At 65.3% G+C, this 19,616-nt stretch carries 14 protein-coding genes, 1 tRNA gene and 2 pseudogenes; 8 read left to right on the forward strand and 9 right to left on the reverse strand.

The window, feature by feature from the left end; translation table 11 throughout:
• On the reverse strand, positions 1-891 hold an 891-nt coding region (gene mutY, locus EN738_RS12840), incomplete at its 3' end, for an A/G-specific adenine glycosylase (protein WP_127284004.1).
• A gap of 33 nt (positions 892-924) precedes the next feature.
• Between mutY and EN738_RS12845 the strand changes: the two genes are divergently transcribed.
• From EN738_RS12845 to smc, 3 genes are all read left to right on the forward strand, one after another.
• Positions 925-1,425 carry a DUF721 domain-containing protein gene (locus EN738_RS12845; RefSeq protein WP_127284005.1) on the forward strand — a complete coding sequence of 167 codons (501 nt, stop codon included), beginning with the start codon at positions 925-927 and terminating at the stop codon, positions 1,423-1,425.
• Between the two features lie 141 nt (positions 1,426-1,566).
• On the forward strand, positions 1,567-2,295 hold the full coding sequence (locus EN738_RS12850) for a DsbA family protein (RefSeq protein ID WP_127284006.1): 729 nt from the start codon (positions 1,567-1,569) through the stop codon (positions 2,293-2,295).
• A 63-nt stretch (positions 2,296-2,358) separates the two neighbouring features.
• On the forward strand, positions 2,359-5,817 hold the full coding sequence (gene smc / locus EN738_RS12855) for a chromosome segregation protein SMC (RefSeq protein ID WP_127284007.1): 3,459 nt from the start codon (positions 2,359-2,361) through the stop codon (positions 5,815-5,817).
• Between the two features lie 97 nt (positions 5,818-5,914).
• Here the strand turns inward: smc and EN738_RS12860 are convergent, their stop codons facing one another.
• Positions 5,915-7,039, reverse strand: a complete 1,125-nt coding sequence (locus tag EN738_RS12860) for an NAD(P)/FAD-dependent oxidoreductase (RefSeq protein ID WP_127284008.1) — start codon at positions 7,037-7,039, stop codon at positions 5,915-5,917.
• Positions 7,040-7,312: 273 nt separating this feature from the next.
• Here EN738_RS12860 and EN738_RS12865 point away from each other — a divergent pair, with 273 nt between their 5' ends.
• Positions 7,313-8,689: an aspartate aminotransferase family protein gene (locus tag EN738_RS12865; RefSeq protein ID WP_127284009.1), complete on the forward strand. Its 1,377-nt coding sequence runs from the start codon at positions 7,313-7,315 to the stop codon at positions 8,687-8,689.
• Between the two features lie 49 nt (positions 8,690-8,738).
• Here EN738_RS12865 and EN738_RS12870 read toward each other — a convergent pair.
• The 5 genes and pseudogenes from EN738_RS12870 to EN738_RS12890 all read right to left on the reverse strand — a co-directional run bounded on the left by EN738_RS12870 (position 8,739) and on the right by EN738_RS12890 (position 12,483).
• A tRNA-Gln gene (locus EN738_RS12870) sits at positions 8,739-8,813 on the reverse strand.
• A 159-nt stretch (positions 8,814-8,972) separates the two neighbouring features.
• On the reverse strand, positions 8,973-9,317 hold the full coding sequence (locus EN738_RS12875) for a VOC family protein (RefSeq protein ID WP_127284010.1): 345 nt from the start codon (positions 9,315-9,317) through the stop codon (positions 8,973-8,975).
• Between the two features lie 168 nt (positions 9,318-9,485).
• Positions 9,486-9,566: pseudogene (locus EN738_RS12880) on the reverse strand (GDP-mannose 4,6-dehydratase); the annotation flags it as partial.
• Positions 9,567-9,653: 87 nt separating this feature from the next.
• Positions 9,654-11,056: pseudogene (locus EN738_RS36905) on the reverse strand (mannose-1-phosphate guanylyltransferase/mannose-6-phosphate isomerase).
• Entirely contained in the window at positions 11,053-12,483 is a 1,431-nt protein-coding gene (locus EN738_RS12890; protein WP_127284016.1) for a phosphomannomutase, read from the reverse strand. The pseudogene EN738_RS36905 and the gene EN738_RS12890 overlap by 4 nt, the downstream one beginning before the upstream one ends.
• A 446-nt stretch (positions 12,484-12,929) precedes the next feature.
• Between EN738_RS12890 and ppdK the strand changes: the two genes are divergently transcribed.
• The 3 genes from ppdK (at position 12,930) to EN738_RS12905 (ending at position 17,818) form a co-directional block, all read left to right on the forward strand.
• A complete protein-coding gene (gene ppdK / locus EN738_RS12895) occupies positions 12,930-15,614 on the forward strand; it encodes a pyruvate, phosphate dikinase (protein ID WP_127284011.1) in 2,685 nt (894 codons plus the stop codon).
• A gap of 229 nt (positions 15,615-15,843) precedes the next feature.
• Complete coding sequence (locus tag EN738_RS12900) at positions 15,844-16,959, forward strand: glycosyltransferase family 9 protein (protein WP_127284012.1); 1,116 nt, start codon at positions 15,844-15,846, stop codon at positions 16,957-16,959.
• A 118-nt stretch (positions 16,960-17,077) separates the two neighbouring features.
• A complete protein-coding gene (locus EN738_RS12905) occupies positions 17,078-17,818 on the forward strand; it encodes a polysaccharide deacetylase family protein (protein ID WP_127284013.1) in 741 nt (246 codons plus the stop codon).
• Between the two features lie 47 nt (positions 17,819-17,865).
• On the opposite strand, the gene EN738_RS12910 is transcribed toward EN738_RS12905, so the two are convergent.
• Together EN738_RS12910 and EN738_RS12915 are read right to left on the reverse strand one after the other, a co-directional pair.
• On the reverse strand, positions 17,866-18,255 hold the full coding sequence (locus EN738_RS12910; RefSeq protein ID WP_127284014.1) for a DUF427 domain-containing protein: 390 nt from the start codon (positions 18,253-18,255) through the stop codon (positions 17,866-17,868).
• A gap of 122 nt (positions 18,256-18,377) precedes the next feature.
• Complete coding sequence (locus tag EN738_RS12915) at positions 18,378-18,749, reverse strand: hypothetical protein (protein WP_127284015.1); 372 nt, start codon at positions 18,747-18,749, stop codon at positions 18,378-18,380.
• 190 nt (positions 18,750-18,939) lie between these two features.
• Between EN738_RS12915 and EN738_RS12920 the strand changes: the two genes are divergently transcribed.
• Positions 18,940-19,616 (forward strand): AMP-binding protein (locus EN738_RS12920; protein WP_145966847.1); only part of this gene is annotated, 677 nt, incomplete at its 3' end.

The raw sequence follows: 19,616 nt of genomic DNA on the forward strand, positions 1-19,616 counted from the left end.
CTCCGTGGTCGCGCCTTCCCCCCTTGCGCTCGACGCCGTCGTCGGCACCTCGGTCATGCCGCCGAGCAGGCCTTTTTCCGGCCGCTTGCGAAGCAGGACGGCGCCATCACTGCGCTGGGCCACGAAGGCCGCACCCCGTCTGAGCGGCTTGTCGTCCTTGGGCAGGCGGACGGGGAAGCGCTCGGGATCGCCCGAGACAATGGCGCTGCAATCCGCGCGCAGCGGGCACAGCATGCAGCGCGGCCGCCGCGGCGTGCAGATCGTGGCGCCGAGATCCATCATCGCCTGGGCGAAATCGCCCGGCCGCCTTGTCGGAACCATCCGCTCGACCAGCGCGCGGATCTCGGGCTTGGCCTCGCTGAGCGGCGTCGCGATCGAATTCAGCCTGGACACAACCCGCTCGACATTGCCGTCGACGACGGCCGCCGGCCGGTCGAAGGCGATGGCCGAGATCGCCGCCGCCGTGTAGGCGCCGATCCCCGGCAACTCCCTGAGGCCGGCCTCGGTGCCCGGAAAGCGGCCGCCGCGCTGAGCGACCAGATCGGCGCAGGCCTTGAGGTTGCGCGCCCGCGAATAGTAGCCGAGCCCGGCCCAGGCCTTCATGACGTCCTCGGCGGGCGCCGCCGCCAGCGCCCCGACGTCAGGCCATTTTTCCAAGAAGGCGCGAAAATAGGCTTTGACAGCTTCGACCGTGGTCTGCTGCAGCATCACTTCCGACAGCCAAACCCGGTAGGGGTCTGGCCTTGCGCCGCCCGCCAGCGCCTTGGGCGGGACGCGCCACGGCAGGTCGCGGTGATGCGCGTCGTACCAGTCAAGCAGGCGGGAGGCGACTGAAACGGCTTCGCTGCTTTCGCCGGATGCGGCCTTGCGGGTCTGGTCGTGCGATGCCATTGATCGGGTGAGCTCGGGGATTGGAGAACGCACATGGCAGGGAAAAGGCCCTACGGCAATCCCGTCCCGGTGAGCGATCTCGCAACCGAGATCCTCGATCCAGTGCTGAAGAAACGGGCCGGCATCTCGATCGGGCTGGTGCAGTCCTGGGAGGAGATCGCCGGGCCCCGGCTAGCCGGCCGCTCTCGCCCGGAAAAGATCCAATGGCCGCGCCGCCTGCATGAGGACGATCCGTTCGAGCCGGCACTGCTGATCATCGCGTGCGAGGGCATGGCGGCGCTCCACCTGCAGCACGAGGCAGGCGAAATCATCAGTCGCGTCAATGCCTTCCTCGGCTTCAACGCCATTGGCCGCATCAAGATCGTGCAGAAGCCGGTGCTGTCCGAAAAGGCCCGGCCGAAACCGGCGCCGAGACAACTCAACGACGCCGAGAAGGCGAAGCTTTCGCGAACCGTCGGCAAGATCGAGGACGATGGCCTGCGCGCCTCGCTGGAGCGCCTCGGCGCAACCATTCTGGGGCAGAAAAGACCATAGGATTGTCGCTAATCTCGCGTATTCGTGAACGCACGCCAAAATTTGGCGATTGGAATGGGGACGGCGATGCCTTAATTCGCGCCAACTCTCGCCTTTTCTAGCCTTTGCATTGCAAAATCCAACCGATATCAGGTGATTCGCATGAACCGTCCTTTGTCTCGCAGAAACCTTCTGACCTCGCTGGCCGCCATTCCGGCGGTGGCTCTCATCGCCGCATGCAGCGACTCGGGCGAGGACGCAAAGGCCGCCGATGTGAAGCCCGCCAACCCGTCGACGCCCGCCAAGCCGGCAACGCCGGCCGCCGCAAAGGTGCCGGAAGCGCAGGGCACGGTCGACATGGCGCAGCTGCTGAAGCCGGGCGCGCTGCCCGAAAAGCAGCTTGGCAAGGACGACGCCAAGGTCACCATCGTCGAATATGCCTCGATGACTTGCCCGCATTGCGCGCACTTCAACGAAACCACCTTCCCTGAGTTGAAGACCAAGTACATCGACAGCGGCAAGGTGCGCTACATCCTGCGTGAATTTCCCTTCGACCCGAGCGCCGAGGCCGGCTTCATGCTGGCGCGTTGCGCCAAGGATAACTATTTCCCGATGGTCGACGTGCTGTTCAAGCAGCAGCCCAGCTGGGTCGGCGTCAACAACACCAAGGAAGCACTGCTGCAGATCTCCAAGCTCGCCGGTTTTACACAGGAGTCCTTTGAGGCCTGCTTGACGGACCAGAAACTTCTGGACGATGTGAGAGCAGTCCAGAAACGCGGCGCGGACGAGTTCAAGGTCGACTCGACGCCGACCTTCTTCATCAATGGAAAGACCTACAAAGGGGCGATGTCGATTGAGGAAATGTCGGCCATCATCGACCCTCTGCTCTGACGTCCAGGCCGCGCCGAAGCGGCTCGGCTTCGGCGCGCGCGCCTGTAGTGTGGGGCGGCGCGAATGAAATTTTCGCGCCTTCGCCTCCTCGGTTTCAAGTCCTTCGTCGAGCCCGGCGAGTTCGTCATCGAACGCGGGCTTACCGGCATTGTCGGGCCGAACGGCTGCGGCAAGTCGAACCTTGTCGAGGCGCTGCGCTGGGTGATGGGCGAAAGCTCCTACAAGAACATGCGCGCGTCCGGCATGGACGACGTCATCTTTTCCGGCTCGGGCACGCGGCCGGCCCGCAATACCGCCGAAGTCACGCTTTTCCTCGACAACACCGACCGTACCGCGCCCGCAGCCTTCAACGACGCCGATGAATTGCAGGTGTCGCGCCGCATCGAGCGCGAGGCGGGCTCGCTCTATCGCATCAACGGCAAGGAAGCCCGCGCCAAGGACGTGCAGCTTCTGTTCGCCGACCAGTCGACCGGCGCGCGCTCGCCCTCGATGGTCGGGCAAGGCCGCATCGGCGAGCTGATCCAGGCCAAGCCCCAGGCGCGTCGGGCGCTGCTCGAAGAGGCGGCCGGCATTTCCGGCCTGCACACGCGCCGCCACGAGGCCGAGCTCAGGCTGAAGGCCGCCGAGCAGAACCTCGAACGGCTGGATGACGTCGTCGGCGAGTTGGAGAGCCAGATCGACAGCCTGAAGCGCCAGGCGCGCCAGGCCTCGCGCTTCAAGAACCTGTCGGCCGATATCCGCAAGGCCGAGGCGACCCTCCTGCATCTGCGCTGGACGCTGGCCAAGACCCAGGAAGGCGAGGCGCGTTCCGCGCTGGCCGCCGCGACGACGCTGGTCGGCGACCGCGCCGCCGCGCAGATGGCCGCCGCCAGAGAGCAAGGCATCGGCGCCCACCGGCTGCCGGACCTGCGCGACGCCGAAGCTGCCGCGGCCGCCGCCTTCCAGCGCCTGTCGATCACCAAGACACAGATCGAGGAAGAGGCCGGCCGCATCCGCTCCCGCCAGGCCGAGCTTGAGCGCCGGCTGCAGCAGCTCGACGGCGACATCGCCCGCGAGGAGCGCATGGTGCGCGACAATGCGGACATCCTCGAGCGCCTTCGCACCGAGGAAGCCTCGCTCAACTCCGAGAACGCCGGCGCCGCCGAGCGCGAGGCCACCACCCGGGCCGCCTTCGAACAGGCCGGCGCGACGCTTTCGCAGAGCGAGGCAAAGCTTGCCGCGCTGACCGCCGAACGCGCCGAGGCGGCCGCCTCGCGCCATCAGATCGAGCGCACTTTGCGCGAGACCGCCGAACGTCGCGACCGCTTTGCCCGCCAGCTCGCCGAGGTCGATCGCGAGCTGTCCGACATCGTCGCCCGCATTTCCGGCCTGCCCGATCCGGCCGAGAAGCGGCTGCTGGTCGAGGATGCCGCGGCGCGGCTGGAAGAGAGCGAGGCCGGCGCCATTGCGGCCGAGCAGGCGGTCGCCGAGGCGCGTGGCGCCGAAAGCGCCGCCCGTCCGCCGCTACAGGACGCCAAGGCTGAGTTGCAGCGCATCGAGACCGAAGCCCGCACCCTTTCCAAGATTCTGAATGCCGCCAGTGGCGATCTTTTCCCCTCCGTGCTGGAGCAGCTCAGCGTCGAGCGCGGCTACGAGACCGCCCTTGGCGCCGCCCTCGGTGAGGATCTCGACGTGCCGCTCGACCGCAGCGCCCCCGTGCATTGGGGCGAGAGCGCCGTCCAGCCGGGCGACGCCGCGCTGCCCGAAGGCGTGAAGAGCCTTGCCAGCGTGGTGCGAGCGCCGTCCCAGCTTGCCCGCCGGCTGGCGCAGATCGGCATTGTCGAGGCCGCCGACGGCCGTCGTCTGCAGGCGCTGCTCGCGCCAGGCCAGCGGCTGGTCAGCCGCGACGGCGCGCTGTGGCGCTGGGACGGCTTGACCGCCAGCGCAGACGCGCCGACCGCCGCCGCGCAGCGGCTGGCGCAGAAGAACCGACTGGCCGAGCTCGACGCCGAGGCGGTGCAGGCCACCCGCATCCTGCGCGGGGCGGAGGCAGCCCTTGCCCAGGCCGAACAGGCGCTGCGCCAGGCAAGCGAGGCCGAGCGCAATGCCCGCCAAGCTGGCCGCGACGCTCAGCATGGGTTGGATGCTGCCCGCAACGCGCTTGCCGAGGCCGAGAAGGCCGGCGGCGAGCTGGTAAGCCGGCGTGCCGCGCTCGACGAGGCGCGCGCCCGCGTCGTCGACAGCCATGAGGAAACCCAGGCGGCTTTCCTGGAAGCCGAGATGCTGCTGCAGGACGCGCCCGATCTCGGCGACCTGCAGCTGCAACTCGAACAGTCCTCGACCAATGTCTCGCGCGATCGCGCCACCCTCGCCGACGCGCGCGCCGTCCATGAGGGCTTGAGGCGCGAGGCCGAGGCCCGCACCCGCCGCCTCGAAGCGATCGGCGCCGAGCGCCGCAACTGGCTGGAGCGGGCCGAGAACGCCTCGACGCAGATCGCCGCTCTTGGCGAGCGCAGGGCGGAAGCCGAGGCCGAGCGCGAGCGGCTGGCCGACGCTCCGGACGAGATCGACGCCAAGCGTCGCGCGCTGCTGTCGCAATTGACCGAGGCGGAGACTCTGCGCCAGGCGGCGGCCGACCGTTTGCAGGAAGCGGAGAACCGGCAGGCCGAGCTCGACAAGGCCGCGACCGCAGCGATTCAGTCGCTGGCCGAGGCGCGCGAAACCCGTGTCCGCGCCGAGGAGCGGCTGACGGCCGCCGATGAGCGGCGGCTGGAGGTCGAGGCGCGTATCCAGGAGACGCTGAACACGCCGCCGCACCTGGTCATCCGCCACACTGGTCTGGAAGCCGATGACCCGATGCCCGAAATGGCCGAGGTCGAGCGCCAGCTCGACCGGTTGAAGGTCGAGCGCGAGCGGCTCGGCGCCGTCAACCTGCGCGCCGAGGAAGAGCAAAAGGAGCTGTCCGACCGGCTGGAGACCATCGTTTCCGAGCGCGAGGACATCATCGAGGCGATCCGCAAATTGCGGCAGGCGATCCAGAGCCTCAACCGGGAAGGGCGCGAGCGGCTGCTGTCGGCCTTCGAGGTGGTCAACGGCCATTTCCAGCGCCTGTTCTCGCATCTGTTCGGCGGCGGCACCGCCGAATTGCAGCTGATCGAATCCGAGGATCCGCTGGAAGCCGGGCTCGAAATCCTTGCCCGCCCGCCGGGCAAGAAGCCGCAGACCATGACGCTGCTCTCCGGCGGCGAGCAGGCGCTGACGGCGATGTCGCTGATCTTCGCCGTGTTCCTCACCAATCCGGCGCCGATCTGCGTGCTCGACGAGGTCGACGCGCCGCTCGACGACCATAATGTCGAGCGCTTCTGCAATCTCATGGACGAGATGTCCCGCACCACAGAGACGCGCTTCGTCATCATCACCCACAACCCGATCACCATGGCCCGCATGGACCGGCTGTTCGGCGTCACCATGGCTGAGCAGGGCGTCAGCCAGTTGGTCTCGGTCGACCTGCAGGCGGCCGAAGCCATGCGCGAGGCGAGCTGAATCGCGCCAGCAACGCGCGGGCTTGCTCCGGGGTGTTGGCGAGGTCCTTAGTGGCCCGCTTGGCTGACTGTCGAGGTGCTTGTAATTGGGCTGTGCATCAGCGCGCCCTTGGTCCCAGAATACGCGCGACATGCTCCGCGATCGCCAGGCTGGACGTCAGTCCGGGGCTTTCGATGCCGAACAGATTGACCAGGCCTTCGATGCGATGGGTTGCCGGATCCTGGATGACGAAGTCGCTGTTGGCCTCGCCGGGTCCGGAGAGCTTTGGGCGAATGCCGCTATAGGCTGCCTGCAGGCTGCCGTCGGCGAGCTCCGGCCAGTATTTGCGGATGGCATCATAGAAGCGCTCGCCGCGCGCAGGGTCGACGCGGTAGTCGAGCCTGTCCGTCCATTCGACATCCGGCCCGAAGCGCGCCGTGCCGGCGAGGTCGAGCGTCAGATGGACGCCGAGCCCGCCGGGTTCGGGCACGGGATAGACAAGCCGCGAGAACGGCGCGCGCCCGGCCACCGAAAAATAATTGCCCTTGGCGTAGCGAAGCGTGGGCAGGAACTGCCGGTCGAACCCGTCGAGCGAGGCGGCAAGCGCCACCGCGCCGAGACCGGCTGCGTTGATCAGGTGTGAGGCGGCGATCTCGAAACGCTCGCCGCTTGCGCTGTCCATCGTCTCGAGGACGATGCCGCCGCCGGCGCCGATCCGACCGGAAACGATGCGCGTGTTGAGCGACAGCATGGCGCCGTTCTCTTCGGCCTCGCCGAGCAGGGCGAGCATCAAAGCGTGGCTGTCGATGATGCCAGTGGAGGGCGACAGCAATGCCTTGGTGCAATGCAGCGCCGGCTCCAGCGTTTGCGCCTCGGCTGCGGAGAGAAACCGCAGGTCGTCAACGCCGCAAGCGGCGGCATTGGCGCGAATGGAGGCAAGCACCGGCTCCTGTGCCTCGTCGGTTGCGACGATGAGCTTGCCGCAGCGCCGGTGCGGGATCGACCGCTCCGCGCAGTAGCGGTACAGAAGCTCGCGCCCGTCAACGCAGTACCGCGCCTTCAGTGACCCCCTTGGGTAGTATATGCCGGCGTGGATGACCTCCGAATTTCGCGAGCTCGTCTCGGTGCCGATGGCGTCGGCGGCTTCGAGGATCAGCGTGTCGAGGCCTTGTGCGGCCATGGTGCGCGCAACCGCCAGGCCGATGACGCCGGCGCCGGCGACGATGCAATCGACCTGTTCCATGCCCCCGTCCATTTTGGTTGCGCAAGCGGCGCCTCACAGCCTTCAAGGATCATAGGCTTGTTGTCCAGTGCCGGCGATCATGCGCCTGGCCGCGGCATTGGGGTGGTGCGAAGCAGCGTTGGGAACTGCATGGCGCTATCGATCATGACAGAGCGGCTCTTGCGGCCGCCTGCCGCCATGATGCATCAAGCCTCTCAAATGCGAGGCGGAACCTTGGACTTCTCATCACAGAGACGGTCTGTTTGGCCCGCACGCCTGCAGACAGGAGCCAGCATGGACGCCCAACCCAATTCCCCTGAAGCCCGCGACATCCGCTACCACCTGCATGCCTACACCAATGCCCGCAAGCATCAGGAAACGGGTCCGCTGGTCATCGAAAAGGGCGACGGCATCTATGTCGAGGACATTGCCGGCAACCGCTATATCGAGGCGATGGCAGGGCTGTGGAGCGTTGCGGTCGGCTTCTCGGAAAAGCGCCTGGTCGAGGCCGCGACCCGGCAGATGTCGAAGCTGCCTTTCTATCATGACTTCGGATCGAAAGCGCATTCGCCGCTGATCGACCTGGCCGAGAAGCTGGTGCAGATGGCGCCGGTGCCGATGAGCAAGGCCTATTTCACCAATTCCGGCTCCGAGGCCAACGATACGGCGCTCAAGATGATCTGGTACCGCTCGAACGCGCTCGGTCAGCCGGCGCGCAAGAAGATCATCAGCCGCAAGCGCGGCTACCACGGCGTCACCATAGCCGCGGCAAGCCTGACCGGGCTGCCGAACAACCATCTCTCCTTCGACCTGCCGATCGCCAATGTGCTGCACATATCGACGCCGCACCATTGGCGCGACGCCAGGCCGGGCGAGAGCGAGGAGCAGTTCTCGAGCCGTCTTGCCGACGAGTTGGAGAGCCTGATCCTTGCCGAGGGACCGGAGACCATTGCCGCCTTCTTCGGCGAGCCAATCATGGGCGCCGGCGGCGTCGTCGTACCGCCTGCCTTCTATTGGGAGAAGGTCCAGGCCGTGCTGTCGAAATACGACATCCTGCTCGTTGCCGACGAGGTCATCTGCGGCTTCGGCCGGACCGGCGAGATGTTCGGCTCGCAGGCCTTCGGCATCAAGCCCGACATCATGGTCCTGTCGAAGCAGATTTCGTCCTCATACCTGCCGATCTCGGCCCTGCTCATCAACGACAAGGTGTTCGAGCCGATAGCCGACGAAAGCAATCGCATCGGCACCTTCGGTCATGGCTTCACCGGTGGCGGCCATCCGGTCGCGGCAGCGGTCGCGCTTGAGAATGTGAAGCTGATCGAGGAGCGCGACCTTGTCGGCAATGCGCGCAGGGTCGGCGCGCATTTGCAGGCGCGGCTGCGCAAGCTCGCCTCGCATCCGCTGGTCGGCGAGGTGCGCGGCGTTGGTCTGATCGCCGCCGTCGAGCTGGTCGCCGACAAGGCGAGCAAGGCGCCATGGGGCAAGCCTGCCGCTCTCGGTGCGCTGGTCAACGGGTTGCTGCAGCAGAATGGCGTCATCTCGCGCAACATGGGCGACGCCATCGCCTTTTGCCCGCCGCTGATCATCACCGAGCCTCAGGTCGATACGCTGGTCGATGCGTTCGAGCGGTCGCTCGATGCCGCCCTGCCGCAAGTTCATGCGCAAGGCTGAAAACGGGCCGCTCAAAGCGACAAGTCGCTGATGTCTCGTGCTGTTGGTTTGGCTGGGGCGCCAGGATTCGAACCTGGGAATGTCGGTACCAAAAACCGATGCCTTACCACTTGGCGACGCCCCAACAGCCGCAACGTGCCGTTGCGCGCGGCCTTATAGGACGAGCCGGCGCAAAGCTCAATGCTCGGACAGGTCTCATCCAAGGTAATCTTGCCGCATGTTTCGCCGTCGACTGACCGGCGCGCCTGTCCGAGGGGCGGCCCGAGGACCGGTCAGTTTGCGTCTATTCGCCCCAGACGGCCAGCTCGTTGCCGGCCGGATCGGTGAAATGGAAGCGTCGTCCGCCTGGAAACGAGAAGATCGGCTTGACGATGGCGCCGCCGGCATTCTCGACCGCCGCAAGCGTTTCCTCCAGCGCCTCCGAATAGAGCACCGGCAGCGGCTTCGCGGCGGCTTCGCCGGCATCGGCCTGGAAACCACCGTCCAGCCCCTCGGCAAAGGCCGAATAGGTCGGCCCGTAGTCGGTGAACGACCAGCCGAGCGCGGCGCTGTAGAAGGCTTTCACGCTATCCAGCGTGCCGCCGGTCGCCGGCAGTTCCAGATAGTCGAGCTTCCCGGTCAGTTTCATGGCGCAACTCCTTACTATGTTCTTGTTGTGTTCTATTACGCCAAGCGTCGTCCTGCAAGTCCGTCCGGGGCAGTCGACGATCCTGACGTCTTTCTCGATGCCAAGCCATTTCAGGCGCGTCGTGTTGACGTCGGCCGTGCTCGATCGCCGCGCAAGTCCGTGGACCTAATACCCCTTTGCCAGCAGGAGTTCCGCCAGATAGGCGCCGTCCTGTCCGGTGATGCCGGTTATCAATGCTGTCTTTGTCATCAATGCTCTCGGTGTGTCTGATGTTTGCCCCGTCCCAGCCCCTGTGTGTGTAGTTTTTGCCCGCCAACCCTGCGAGCCAATGAATTGTCAGGTGCGACCGCATACGTCGTCGAACCGCACGATGTCATCCTCGCCGAGATAATCGCCGCTCTGGACTTCGATGATCACCAGGTCGATCTTGCCCGGGTTCTCGAGCCGATGCTTGTGGCCGCACGGGATGTAGGTCGACTGGTTGGTCGCCAGGAACAGCTCCTCGTCGCCATTGAAGATCTTTGCCGAGCCGCTGACCACGACCCAGTGCTCCGAGCGATGGTGGTGCATCTGCAGGCTCAACCGCCGGCCAGGCTTCACCTCGATGCGTTTTATCTTGAAGCGCTCGCCTTCCTCCAGAACCGTGTAGGTGCCCCACGGCCGGTGCACGGTGCTGTGAAGCAAATGCGCTTCATGTCCGGAAGCCTTGAGGGATTCGAACAGTTTCTTGACGTCCTGGACGCGGTCGCGGGCTGCCACCAGCAATGCGTCCGGGGAATCGACGATCACCAGGTCGCTGACGCCGACCGTGCCGATAAGGCGTTTGTCGGAGCTGACGTAGCTGCCCGCGGTGTCGACCATGCGAACGTCGCCGCGAATTCGATTGCCGCTCTGGTCGGGGGCGACCAGTTCGGCCATCGCGTTCCACGATCCGATGTCGTTCCATTCCATGTCGCAGGGAACGACGGCCAGGTTTTGCGCCTTTTCCATCACCGCATGGTCGAGTGAAATGCGCGGCGCCACGGCGAAATGCTCCGCCGAGAGTTCGATGTTCGCAAAGCCTTCGCCCCGGCTGATCCGCTGTCCTCATAGCTGGCGAGAACGGCCTCGATCACCGCGGGACAATGCTTGGCCATTTCTTCGAGCATGACCCGTGCTTGGAAACAGAAGATGCCGGCGTTCCAGGAAAAGCGCCCGGACGCGACATAGGCCCTGGCGGTCTCCAGATCCGGCTTCTCGACGAAGCGGGCGACCTTTTCGCCGTCCGCCTCGATATAGCCGAAGGCCGTGTCCGGTCTGGTTGGGTTTATCCCCAGCGTCGCGATGCGTCCTTGCCCGGCATGTTCGATGGCCCTGGCCATGGCCGCCACGTTTCCAATCATGTGGTCCGCAGGGAAAATGCACAGAATGGCCTCGGGGCCTTGCGTTGTCCTGACGTGGATCGCGGCCGCGACCACCGCGGCGGCGGTATCGCGCCCCTTCGGCTCGAGCAGGAAGGTGCGCTGCGCAACGACGGGGTCGAGTTCGTCGAAATCGTCCGTCGTCAGGAAGAGGTGCTCCCGCGACGTCACGGTGACAAGCTCGACGACGTCCTTGATCGAGGCGGCGCGCAAGGCGGTGTGCTGGATCAGCGAATGCCCGTCCGCCACCTTGAGGAAGGGTTTGGGGTGCGACTGCCGCGAGGCGGGCCACAGGCGCGAGCCGGCTCCGCCGCTGATGATGACCGGAACGACTTTCATGAGGCGACCTCTGGGCCGGTGGATGCGAATGCCCGCGCCTTCTCCAGCGTCAGCGCCACGATCGCAGTCGCCCTGTGATAGGTCGCGGCCTCCGAATAGCAGCGCAATTCCGGCGCATTTCCGGACGGCCGCAAATGGATGATCTCACCGCTATCCATCCGCGCCCTGAGGCCGTCGGTTTCATCGATTTCGGCGACGGTACCGAACGGGGCCAGGAACTGCTGCAGCGCATCCGGGCCAGCGAGCTCGGTCATCAATTTGCGCGAGCTCTCGAGCGGGAAGTTCTCGAGGCGCTCGCTGGCGCAGAATGGAAGGTGCCAAAGCTCGCGCAAGCGCGACAGTGGTCTTTTCGTAGATGCGACGGTGCCAAGCACGGCCAGGATCGGGAGGAGCGAGTCCCGCGTCGGCAACGCGGGCAACGTCTTTCCATTCAACTGGCAATTCGACCCCAGGAGAACGCCGCCATTGGCCTCGAAGCCGATGACGACCGTGCCATCGCGGTACGCCGCTTCCATGCCGGCGATGACGAAGGGGGACCCGACCTTCGTTCTCCTCACCTCGAAACCCAGGGCATCTGAAATGCCCGAATTGGAGGTCACGGGCGTCACCACCGTATCCGCCGCGACGAAAAGAGCCGTAACCAGCCCGATCAGGTCGCCCCGGAACAGATCACCGTTCCCGTCGGCGACAAGCGGGCGGTCGGCGTCGGCGTCCGTCGACACGATGGCGTCGAGCGCGAATTCGCGGGCCCAGCCCTTCAGCTTCGCAAGCGTGCCTGCATCCACGGCTTCGGTATCGACGGGCACGAAGGTTTGGCTCTTTCCGACAGGAACTGCCTCGGCGCCGAAAGACCGAAGGACCTGCACCAGCAATTCCGCCGCGACCGAACTGTGCTGGTAGACGCCGATTCTCATTCCGGATAGCGAATCCGGCCCCAAAATGCCGTTGGCGCGCTCTAGGTAGCCGGCAACGGCTTCATCGTGATGCGATGGCCAGGCCGTTTCGGCAGGCGCCGGCGGATCGTACACGTTTGACCTTTCGGCGACATACTGCGTTATCGCAGCCTCGTCCGCTTTGTCGATCTCGCCATTCGGGCGATAGAATTTGATGCCGTTGCGGTCGGCGGGAATATGGGAGCCGGTCACCATCAGGGCGGCCGCGCCATGCTTTTGGGCATAAAGGGCAAGGGCCGGGGTGGGGATGACGCCGCAATCGATCGGTTGGAATCCGCTCGCGGCCAGTGCCGCCATGCAATTGTCGGCAATCGCGGGGCTGCTGTCGCGCTTGTCGCGGCCGACAAAGACCGGGCCGCTCGACTGCAAGCCGCTTGAAGCCAGGCGCCAGGCGAACGCCGCGGTATAGAGTCCGCTGGGCTTCCCAACCAATTCCGAGGCCAAACCTCGGACGCCGCTCGACCCGAATTTCATCATTCGCTTTTTCTGTTTGGAAAGTTAGGCCGGTAATATTGGAGTGGGGTTCGCTGTCAACAAAAAATCATACGGGCACGTCTGCTGACGTGGTTGACCGAAATCCTGGCCGCTCGATTTCGGCAGCGCCTGGATCTATCGCGCGGAATTTTAGCGGCTCTGCATTTTGCAATGTATTCCTGATGATGAGACCTATGACAGGTTGCATGGCGCTCTCCGGATACTCTCGTTGCATCCATTCTGGTGGCCTCGGAATCATTCGGTCTTTTTGACGCAGCTTTTAGTTAATCGATTTTAGCGGTTTTCCTTAATCGATTGTAGCGGCCGGCCGGCTTTGCCGACGCCTTGCCTTTCGCAGTGCAGCATCATATCGCTCGATTCGGACAGGGCGGAGCCAAGGCCACGGGCTTCGCCAACCTGCAATCTGCGACCGTTGGAGGGCGAGCATGACCAAGTGGGTTTACACCTTCGGCGATGGCGCTGCCGAAGGCCGTGCCAGCGACCGCAATCTTCTCGGCGGCAAGGGTGCCAACCTGGCCGAGATGTGCAGCCTCGGGCTGCCGGTGCCGCCGGGCTTCACCATCACCACCGAGGTCTGCAACGCCTATTACGCCAACGGCCGCACCTATCCGTCCGAGCTCGAGGCGGATGTCGCGGTAGCGCTCGATCATATCGGCCGGCTGACCGGCCGCCGTTTCGGCGATCCGGCGAAGCTGCTCCTGGTGTCGGTCCGCTCAGGCGCCCGCGCTTCCATGCCGGGCATGATGGACACCGTTCTCAATCTCGGTCTCAACGACGAGACGGTCGAGGCGCTGGCCACCGATTCCGGCGATGCCCGCTTTGCCTATGACAGCTACCGCCGCTTCATCCAGATGTATTCCGACGTCGTCATGGGTCTCGACCATGAGGTTTTCGAGGAGATCCTGGAGGACGAGAAGGCGAACCTCGGCCATGAACTCGACACCGAGCTGACGGCACTCGAATGGCAGGGCGTGATCACGCTTTACAAGGCCAAGGTCGAGGAGGAACTGGGCAAGCCGTTTCCGCAGGATCCGAAAGAACAGCTCTGGGGCGCGATCGGCGCGGTGTTCTCTTCCTGGATGAACAACCGCGCCATCACCTACCGGCGCCTGCACGACATCCCCGAGAGCTGGGGCACGGCGGTCAATGTCCAGGCCATGGTGTTCGGCAACATGGGCGACACGTCCGCCACCGGCGTCGCCTTCACCCGCAACCCGTCGACCGGCGAAAAGCAGCTCTATGGCGAGTTCCTGGTCAACGCCCAGGGCGAGGACGTCGTCGCCGGCATCCGCACGCCGCAGAACATCACCGAGGCGGCGCGCATCGCCGCCGGCTCCGACAAGCCGTCGCTGCAGAAGCTGATGCCGGAAGCGTTCCAAGCTTTCGTCGACATTTCCGACAGCCTGGAAAAGCACTACCGCGACATGCAGGATCTCGAATTCACCATCGAGCGCGGCAAGCTTTGGATGCTGCAGACCAGGTCCGGCAAGCGCACCGCCAAGGCGGCGCTGAAGATCGCCGTCGAGATGGCGAGGGACGGGCTGATCACCAGGGAGGAAGCGGTCGCCCGCATCGATCCCGCCTCGCTCGACCAGCTCTTGCACCCGACCATCGACCCCAAGGCCGCCCGCGACGTCATCGGCGTCGGCCTGCCTGCCTCGCCGGGCGCCGCCACCGGCGAGATCGTCTTTTCCTCGGGCGATGCCGAGGACGCCAAAGCGCAAGGCCGCAAGGTGATCCTGGTGCGCATCGAGACCAGCCCCGAGGACATCCACGGCATGCACGCCGCCGAAGGCATCCTCACCACGCGCGGCGGCATGACCAGCCATGCCGCGGTGGTGGCGCGCGGCATGGGCAAGCCCTGCGTGTCCGGCGCCGGCTCGCTGCGCGTCGACTACAAGGCCGGGACGCTGATCTCGATGGGGCAGACCTTCCGCAAGGGCGACGTCATCACCATCGACGGCGCCAACGGCCAGGTGCTGAAGGGCGCGGTGGCCATGCTGCAGCCAGAATTGTCGGGCGATTTCGCCGCCATCATGGAATGGGCCGACGCCGCGCGCCGCATGAAGGTGCGCACCAATGCCGAAACGCCGCTCGATGCGCGCATGGCGCGCTCCTTCGGCGCCGAGGGCATCGGGCTTTGCCGCACCGAGCACATGTTCTTTGATGGCGACCGCATCGTCGCCATGCGCGAGATGATCCTGGCCGATACCGAAAAGGACCGGCTCGCCGCGCTTGCCAAGCTCCTGCCGATGCAGCGTTCGGATTTTCTCGAACTGTTCGAGATCATGGCCGGCCTGCCGGTGACGATCCGGCTGCTCGATCCGCCGCTGCACGAATTCCTGCCCAAGACCGAGGCGGAGATCGCCGAGGTCGCCGCCGCCATGAATGTGTCGCCCGACAAGCTCCGGCAGCGCACCGAGGCCCTGCACGAGTTCAATCCGATGCTCGGCCATCGCGGCTGCCGTCTTGCGGTTTCCTATCCCGAGATCGCCGAGATGCAGGCACGCGCCATTTTCGAGGCGGCCGTCGAGGCCGGCCACAAGGCCGGCGCGCTGGTGGTGCCGGAGATCATGGTGCCGCTGGTCGGCATCGTGAAGGAGCTCGACTACGTCAAGGCGCGCATCGACGCGGTCGCCGCCAGCGTCATGCAGGAAACCGGCACGAAGATCGACTACCTGACGGGTACGATGATCGAACTCCCCCGCGCGGCCATCCGCGCCCATGTCATCGCCGAGGCGGCCGAGTTCTTCTCCTTTGGCACCAACGATCTTACCCAGACCACTTTCGGCATTTCGCGCGACGATGCGGCCTCCTTTCTGGAGACCTACCGGCAGAAGGGCATCATCGAGCAGGATCCGTTCGTCTCGCTCGACATAGAGGGCGTCGGCGAATTGGTGCGCATCGCGGCCGAAAAGGGCAGGGCGACGCGGCCCGGGATCAAGCTCGGCATTTGCGGTGAGCATGGCGGCGATCCGTCGTCGATCCGCTTCTGCGAGGAGGTCGGCCTCGACTATGTGTCGTGCTCGCCCTACCGCGTGCCGATCGCCAGACTGGCCGCGGCGCAGGCCGCGGTGAAGGTGGCAAAGACATCAGCAAAACGCGACTGATCCTTTCGGTCGCGGTGTCGCACGGATTTCCGACCGGAATCCGCGACAAAATCACAATCCCGGGCGGAGCATTCTCTGGCTTGCCAGAGAATGCTCCGGCTAGCCGATCGGCATGCCGCCTTACGGTTTTGTAAGCAAAGTCACGCGAACGTGCGCGTGGCGGCCCCCATTCTCGACATCGTTTCCGCCCAGTCTCCAGGGTCTCCGATCCCCCCGGCGCCCGAGACAGATGTTGCAGATTTCCCCCGCTCCCTTCCGCTCGATCCTCATTTTACAGACGAAGTTCATCGGCGATCTCGTTCTCGCCTCGGCGCTGGCCAGGAACCTCCAGCTCGGCTATCCCGGCGTCGGGATCGTGTTCCTTTGCGAGGCACGTTTCGCCAGCTTCCTCACCGCCCACGGCATCGCTTCCGATGTCGTCACGTTCCGCCGCGCCATGATGCGCGGATCGCCGCTGCAGCGAGGGCGCGAGCTGTATTCGATGGTGCGCCGGCTGCGCCGGCACCGCTTCGACATGACGATCGACCTGACCGATTCGAAGACCTCACGCCTCATCAGCAGCCTCGTCAACGCCCCGACCAGGGTCGGCTACCATCCGTCCGAAAGGCCCTTGCGCTGGCACGAGCGTCAGCCGGCCAACGTCCGGGCCAGGCCGTTCGGCTTCGGTGAGCGGCACTATCTCTACCGCTACCTTTCGCCGCTCGAGGCGCTTGGCGTCGACCTGCGCGTGAGAGCGCCGTCGATCCGCCCATTGGCTGTGGAAACGGCGCGGGCGCTCGCCTTGCTGGACAAATACCATCTCAGGCGAAGCGGTTTTGTCGCGGTGCATGCCGGGGCGAGTTTTCTCGGTCGGCGCTGGCAGCCGGAGCGCTTCGCCGCCGTCATCGACGAGATTGCGCGCGAGACCGGGCTGGATTTCGTGCTCGTCGGTGGCCCGGACGAGCACAAGGCGGCCGACGAGATTGCCGCGAGGACAGCCTCGCCGGTCGTCAACTTTGTCGGCGCGCTTTCGCTCGAAACGCTGTTGGCGCTGCTGAAGGAGGCGCGGCTTTTCCTCGGCAATGAGAGCGGTCCGATGCATATGGCGGCGGCAGCGGGCACCCCTGTCGTCGGCCTCTACGGGCTGACCAATCCGATCCGCTGGGGGCCGGTCGGCGTGGCGAGCATCGCGCTGCAGCCCTCCATGCCTTGCGAATGCGTGGCAAGCGACTTCTGCAAGCCGACCGACCCGAGCAAGGCGTGCTGCGTCTGGCGCCTGGAAGTCGGACCTGTAACCGACGCCGTGCGCGAGATCCTTGCGCGCACCGAAAAGCAAACGGCAAACGCGCTCTCGCGCTGCGCCTGAAGCAAATTCTCGTGACTGCGTTCGTCGCACGGGCGCCGTCCCGATTTTCGCCTTGATGCGGGTCTTTTGGCTGGATATTGCAACCATCCTGCTTCGACCACCGGCCCGGAAATCGATCATGCGTCTCTTGCGGAAACATCTTTGCGCGATTGCGCTGTCGGTTTGCGCCGTGTCCACGGCCGGCGCCGCGCCGCTTGTCGAGCCGACGCTGCATCTGAAACCGCAGGCAGGCGCCAGCGGCCGCGTCGCGCTGACGCTCGACGCCTGCGGCGGCCAGACCGACACCCGCATCCTCTCGGCGCTTGTCGACAACCGCATCCCGGCCACCATTTTCGTCACCGGCATCTGGCTGAAGCGCAACGCCGCCGCCGTCGAGGTCATGCGCGCCCATCCGGATCTGTTCGAGCTGGAGAATCATGGCGGCCGCCATATCCCGGCGGTCGACACGCCGCGCAAGATCTATGGCATCCGCAGCGCCGGTAGCCCGGAAGCGGTGCTGACCGAGGTCGAATCGGGTGCCGCGGCACTCGCAGGCACCGGCGAGCCGGCGCCGAAATGGTTTCGTGGCGCCACCGCCGAATACAGCCCGTCGGCCATCGCCACGATCCGCAAGCTCGGCTTCAAGGTCGCGGGCTTCTCGATCAACGGCGATGGCGGCTCCCTTCTGGGGGCCAGGGAAACCGCCCGGCGCATCGCCGCCGCCAAGGATGGCGACGTCATCATCGCCCACATCAACCAGCCGACCCATGCCGCCGGCGAAGGCGTGGTCCAGGGCCTGCTGGCGCTGAAGGCAAAAGGTCTGACCTTCGTGCGTCTCGGCGATGCCGATGGCGTTGGCGATGATGGCACCACCGATTGATCGGTCAGGCCACGCTTCGGCCTCGTCCCGTCCGGTAAGGCAGCATGTCAGGCCGGCGTGGCCTCGATCGTCACCTTGCTCGGATAGAAGGCGCCGTGATTGCGGATCTCCGTCATCTCGTCGAAGGGCCGCTCATAGGCCCACATCGCATCCTTGCCGGTATCGCTGGCCGGCAGCGCGCTCCAATAGCTGGCATCGCCCTTATAAGGGCAGTGCGTCGATTGACCGGTCTTGGCCAACTGGCTGAAATCGATGTCGTCGAAGGGAATGTAGAAGACCGCAGGATAGGGCGGCTCCGACAGGAGCTTTGCCCTTGTCGAGGAAGCGATGACCGTTTCGCCGGCGCGCACGGTGACGGTGCCGCTAAAGGACTCGACGGTGATGATTTTGCCGGGATTGCGCTGGAAGCCGGGGGCGGGGTTGGCGATCTGGTCCATTGGCGGGCTGTCCTTGTCCGATTGAGAGGTCGCCCGCAATAGGTGTGTCGTGCAGGAGGCCGGCGCAAGCCCAAACGAAATCACGCCGGGGCGGCGTTCAGGGCGAGCCGTCGCGACAATCGTCAGGCAGCCGTCTGGAACACGTCCATCAGCCCGGCATAGGCGGCGGCGATGCCGGCCACCGGATTGGTGCTCCTCGATGCGGTTTCGACCTTCAGCGCGCCGCCGACGGCCGGCAGGGTGAGCAGCAGGAATTGTCGATTGCCGCCGTCTCCGACACAGGCAGCCGCGACGTGCTGGTCCTCGCCGTCGTTCTGGACGCACATCTTGAACAGTAGCGTGCCGCCGACCGCCTCCAGGGCGCCGCCCACAACCTCGACGAATTCATCTTCGGAGACCGTCCTGGTGTCCGGCGCCAGATCGGCCAGACTTTCGGCAAGCGAGTTTTCGAGTTCCAGGTCTTCCGGCGCCTTGTCGTCGAGCTGCGTGTCCATGCGAACCTCTTTCATTCGCCAATCGCGCACCCAGCCCATTAACGAAACTTAACGCGGACGATGGCCGGATTGTGGCGGTTTGCGCAGGGTCTTCAAGGAATGCAACGCTTTCAGCGCTTACGGCTGGACAATCCGCCGGTTCGTCCCACAATGCCGCAAAAAGGATCGCCAAAGCGCAGGGGAGGAACAAATGCTTGGACTGATGCAGGAATGGCCGCTGCTTTGCCACAAGCTGATCGACAATGCCGAGCGGCAGCATGGCGGACGCGAGATCGTATCGCGCTCGATCGAGGGACCGATCGTGCGCACCACCTATGCCGAGATCCATCATCGGGCGTTGAAGGTCGCGCAGCGGCTGGAGCGCGACGGCTTCAGGCTCGGCGACCGCATCGCCACGCTTGCCTGGAACACGGCGCGCCACATCGAGGCCTGGTACGGCATCATGGGCATCGGCGCGGTCTATCACACGCTCAATCCGCGCCTCTTTCCCGAACAGATCGCCTGGATCATGAGCAACGCCGAGGACAAGGCGATCTTCGTCGACCTGACCTTCGTGCCGGTCCTGGAAAAGATCGTCGGCGCGGTCAAATCGCTGAACAAGATCATCGTGCTGACCGACCAGGCGCATATGCCTCAGACGGCGCTGCCGAACGCGGTTGCCTACGAGGAGTGGCTCGCCGAAGCCGACGGCGCCTTCGCCTGGAAGACGTTCGACGAGAACACCGCCGCCGGCATGTGCTACACCTCGGGCACGACGGGCGATCCCAAGGGCGTGCTGTACAGCCACCGTTCCAACGTGCTGCACGCCATGATCGCGGCCATGCCCGACGCCATGGGCATTTCGGCCCGCGACGTCATCCTTCCGGT

Source organism: Mesorhizobium sp. M4B.F.Ca.ET.017.02.2.1 (assembly GCF_003998955.1).
In the GTDB taxonomy this organism is placed as follows: domain Bacteria; phylum Pseudomonadota; class Alphaproteobacteria; order Rhizobiales; family Rhizobiaceae; genus Mesorhizobium; species Mesorhizobium abyssinicae.

Excerpts from the sequence above, each read along its gene's own strand:
- EN738_RS12845 (WP_127284005.1), top strand. The coding sequence starts at position 925 with ATGGCAGGGAAAAGGCCCTACGGCAATCCCGTCCCGGTGAGCGATCTC.
- EN738_RS12850 (WP_127284006.1), top strand. The coding sequence starts at position 1,567 with ATGAACCGTCCTTTGTCTCGCAGAAACCTTCTGACCTCGCTGGCCGCC.
- smc (WP_127284007.1), top strand. The coding sequence starts at position 2,359 with ATGAAATTTTCGCGCCTTCGCCTCCTCGGTTTCAAGTCCTTCGTCGAG.
- EN738_RS12860 (WP_127284008.1), bottom strand. The coding sequence starts at position 7,039 with ATGGAACAGGTCGATTGCATCGTCGCCGGCGCCGGCGTCATCGGCCTG.
- EN738_RS12865 (WP_127284009.1), top strand. The coding sequence starts at position 7,313 with ATGGACGCCCAACCCAATTCCCCTGAAGCCCGCGACATCCGCTACCAC.
- EN738_RS12875 (WP_127284010.1), bottom strand. The coding sequence starts at position 9,317 with ATGAAACTGACCGGGAAGCTCGACTATCTGGAACTGCCGGCGACCGGC.
- EN738_RS12890 (WP_127284016.1), bottom strand. The coding sequence starts at position 12,483 with ATGAAATTCGGGTCGAGCGGCGTCCGAGGTTTGGCCTCGGAATTGGTT.
- ppdK (WP_127284011.1), top strand. The coding sequence starts at position 12,930 with ATGACCAAGTGGGTTTACACCTTCGGCGATGGCGCTGCCGAAGGCCGT.
- EN738_RS12900 (WP_127284012.1), top strand. The coding sequence starts at position 15,844 with ATGTTGCAGATTTCCCCCGCTCCCTTCCGCTCGATCCTCATTTTACAG.
- EN738_RS12905 (WP_127284013.1), top strand. The coding sequence starts at position 17,078 with ATGCGTCTCTTGCGGAAACATCTTTGCGCGATTGCGCTGTCGGTTTGC.
- EN738_RS12910 (WP_127284014.1), bottom strand. The coding sequence starts at position 18,255 with ATGGACCAGATCGCCAACCCCGCCCCCGGCTTCCAGCGCAATCCCGGC.
- EN738_RS12915 (WP_127284015.1), bottom strand. The coding sequence starts at position 18,749 with ATGGACACGCAGCTCGACGACAAGGCGCCGGAAGACCTGGAACTCGAA.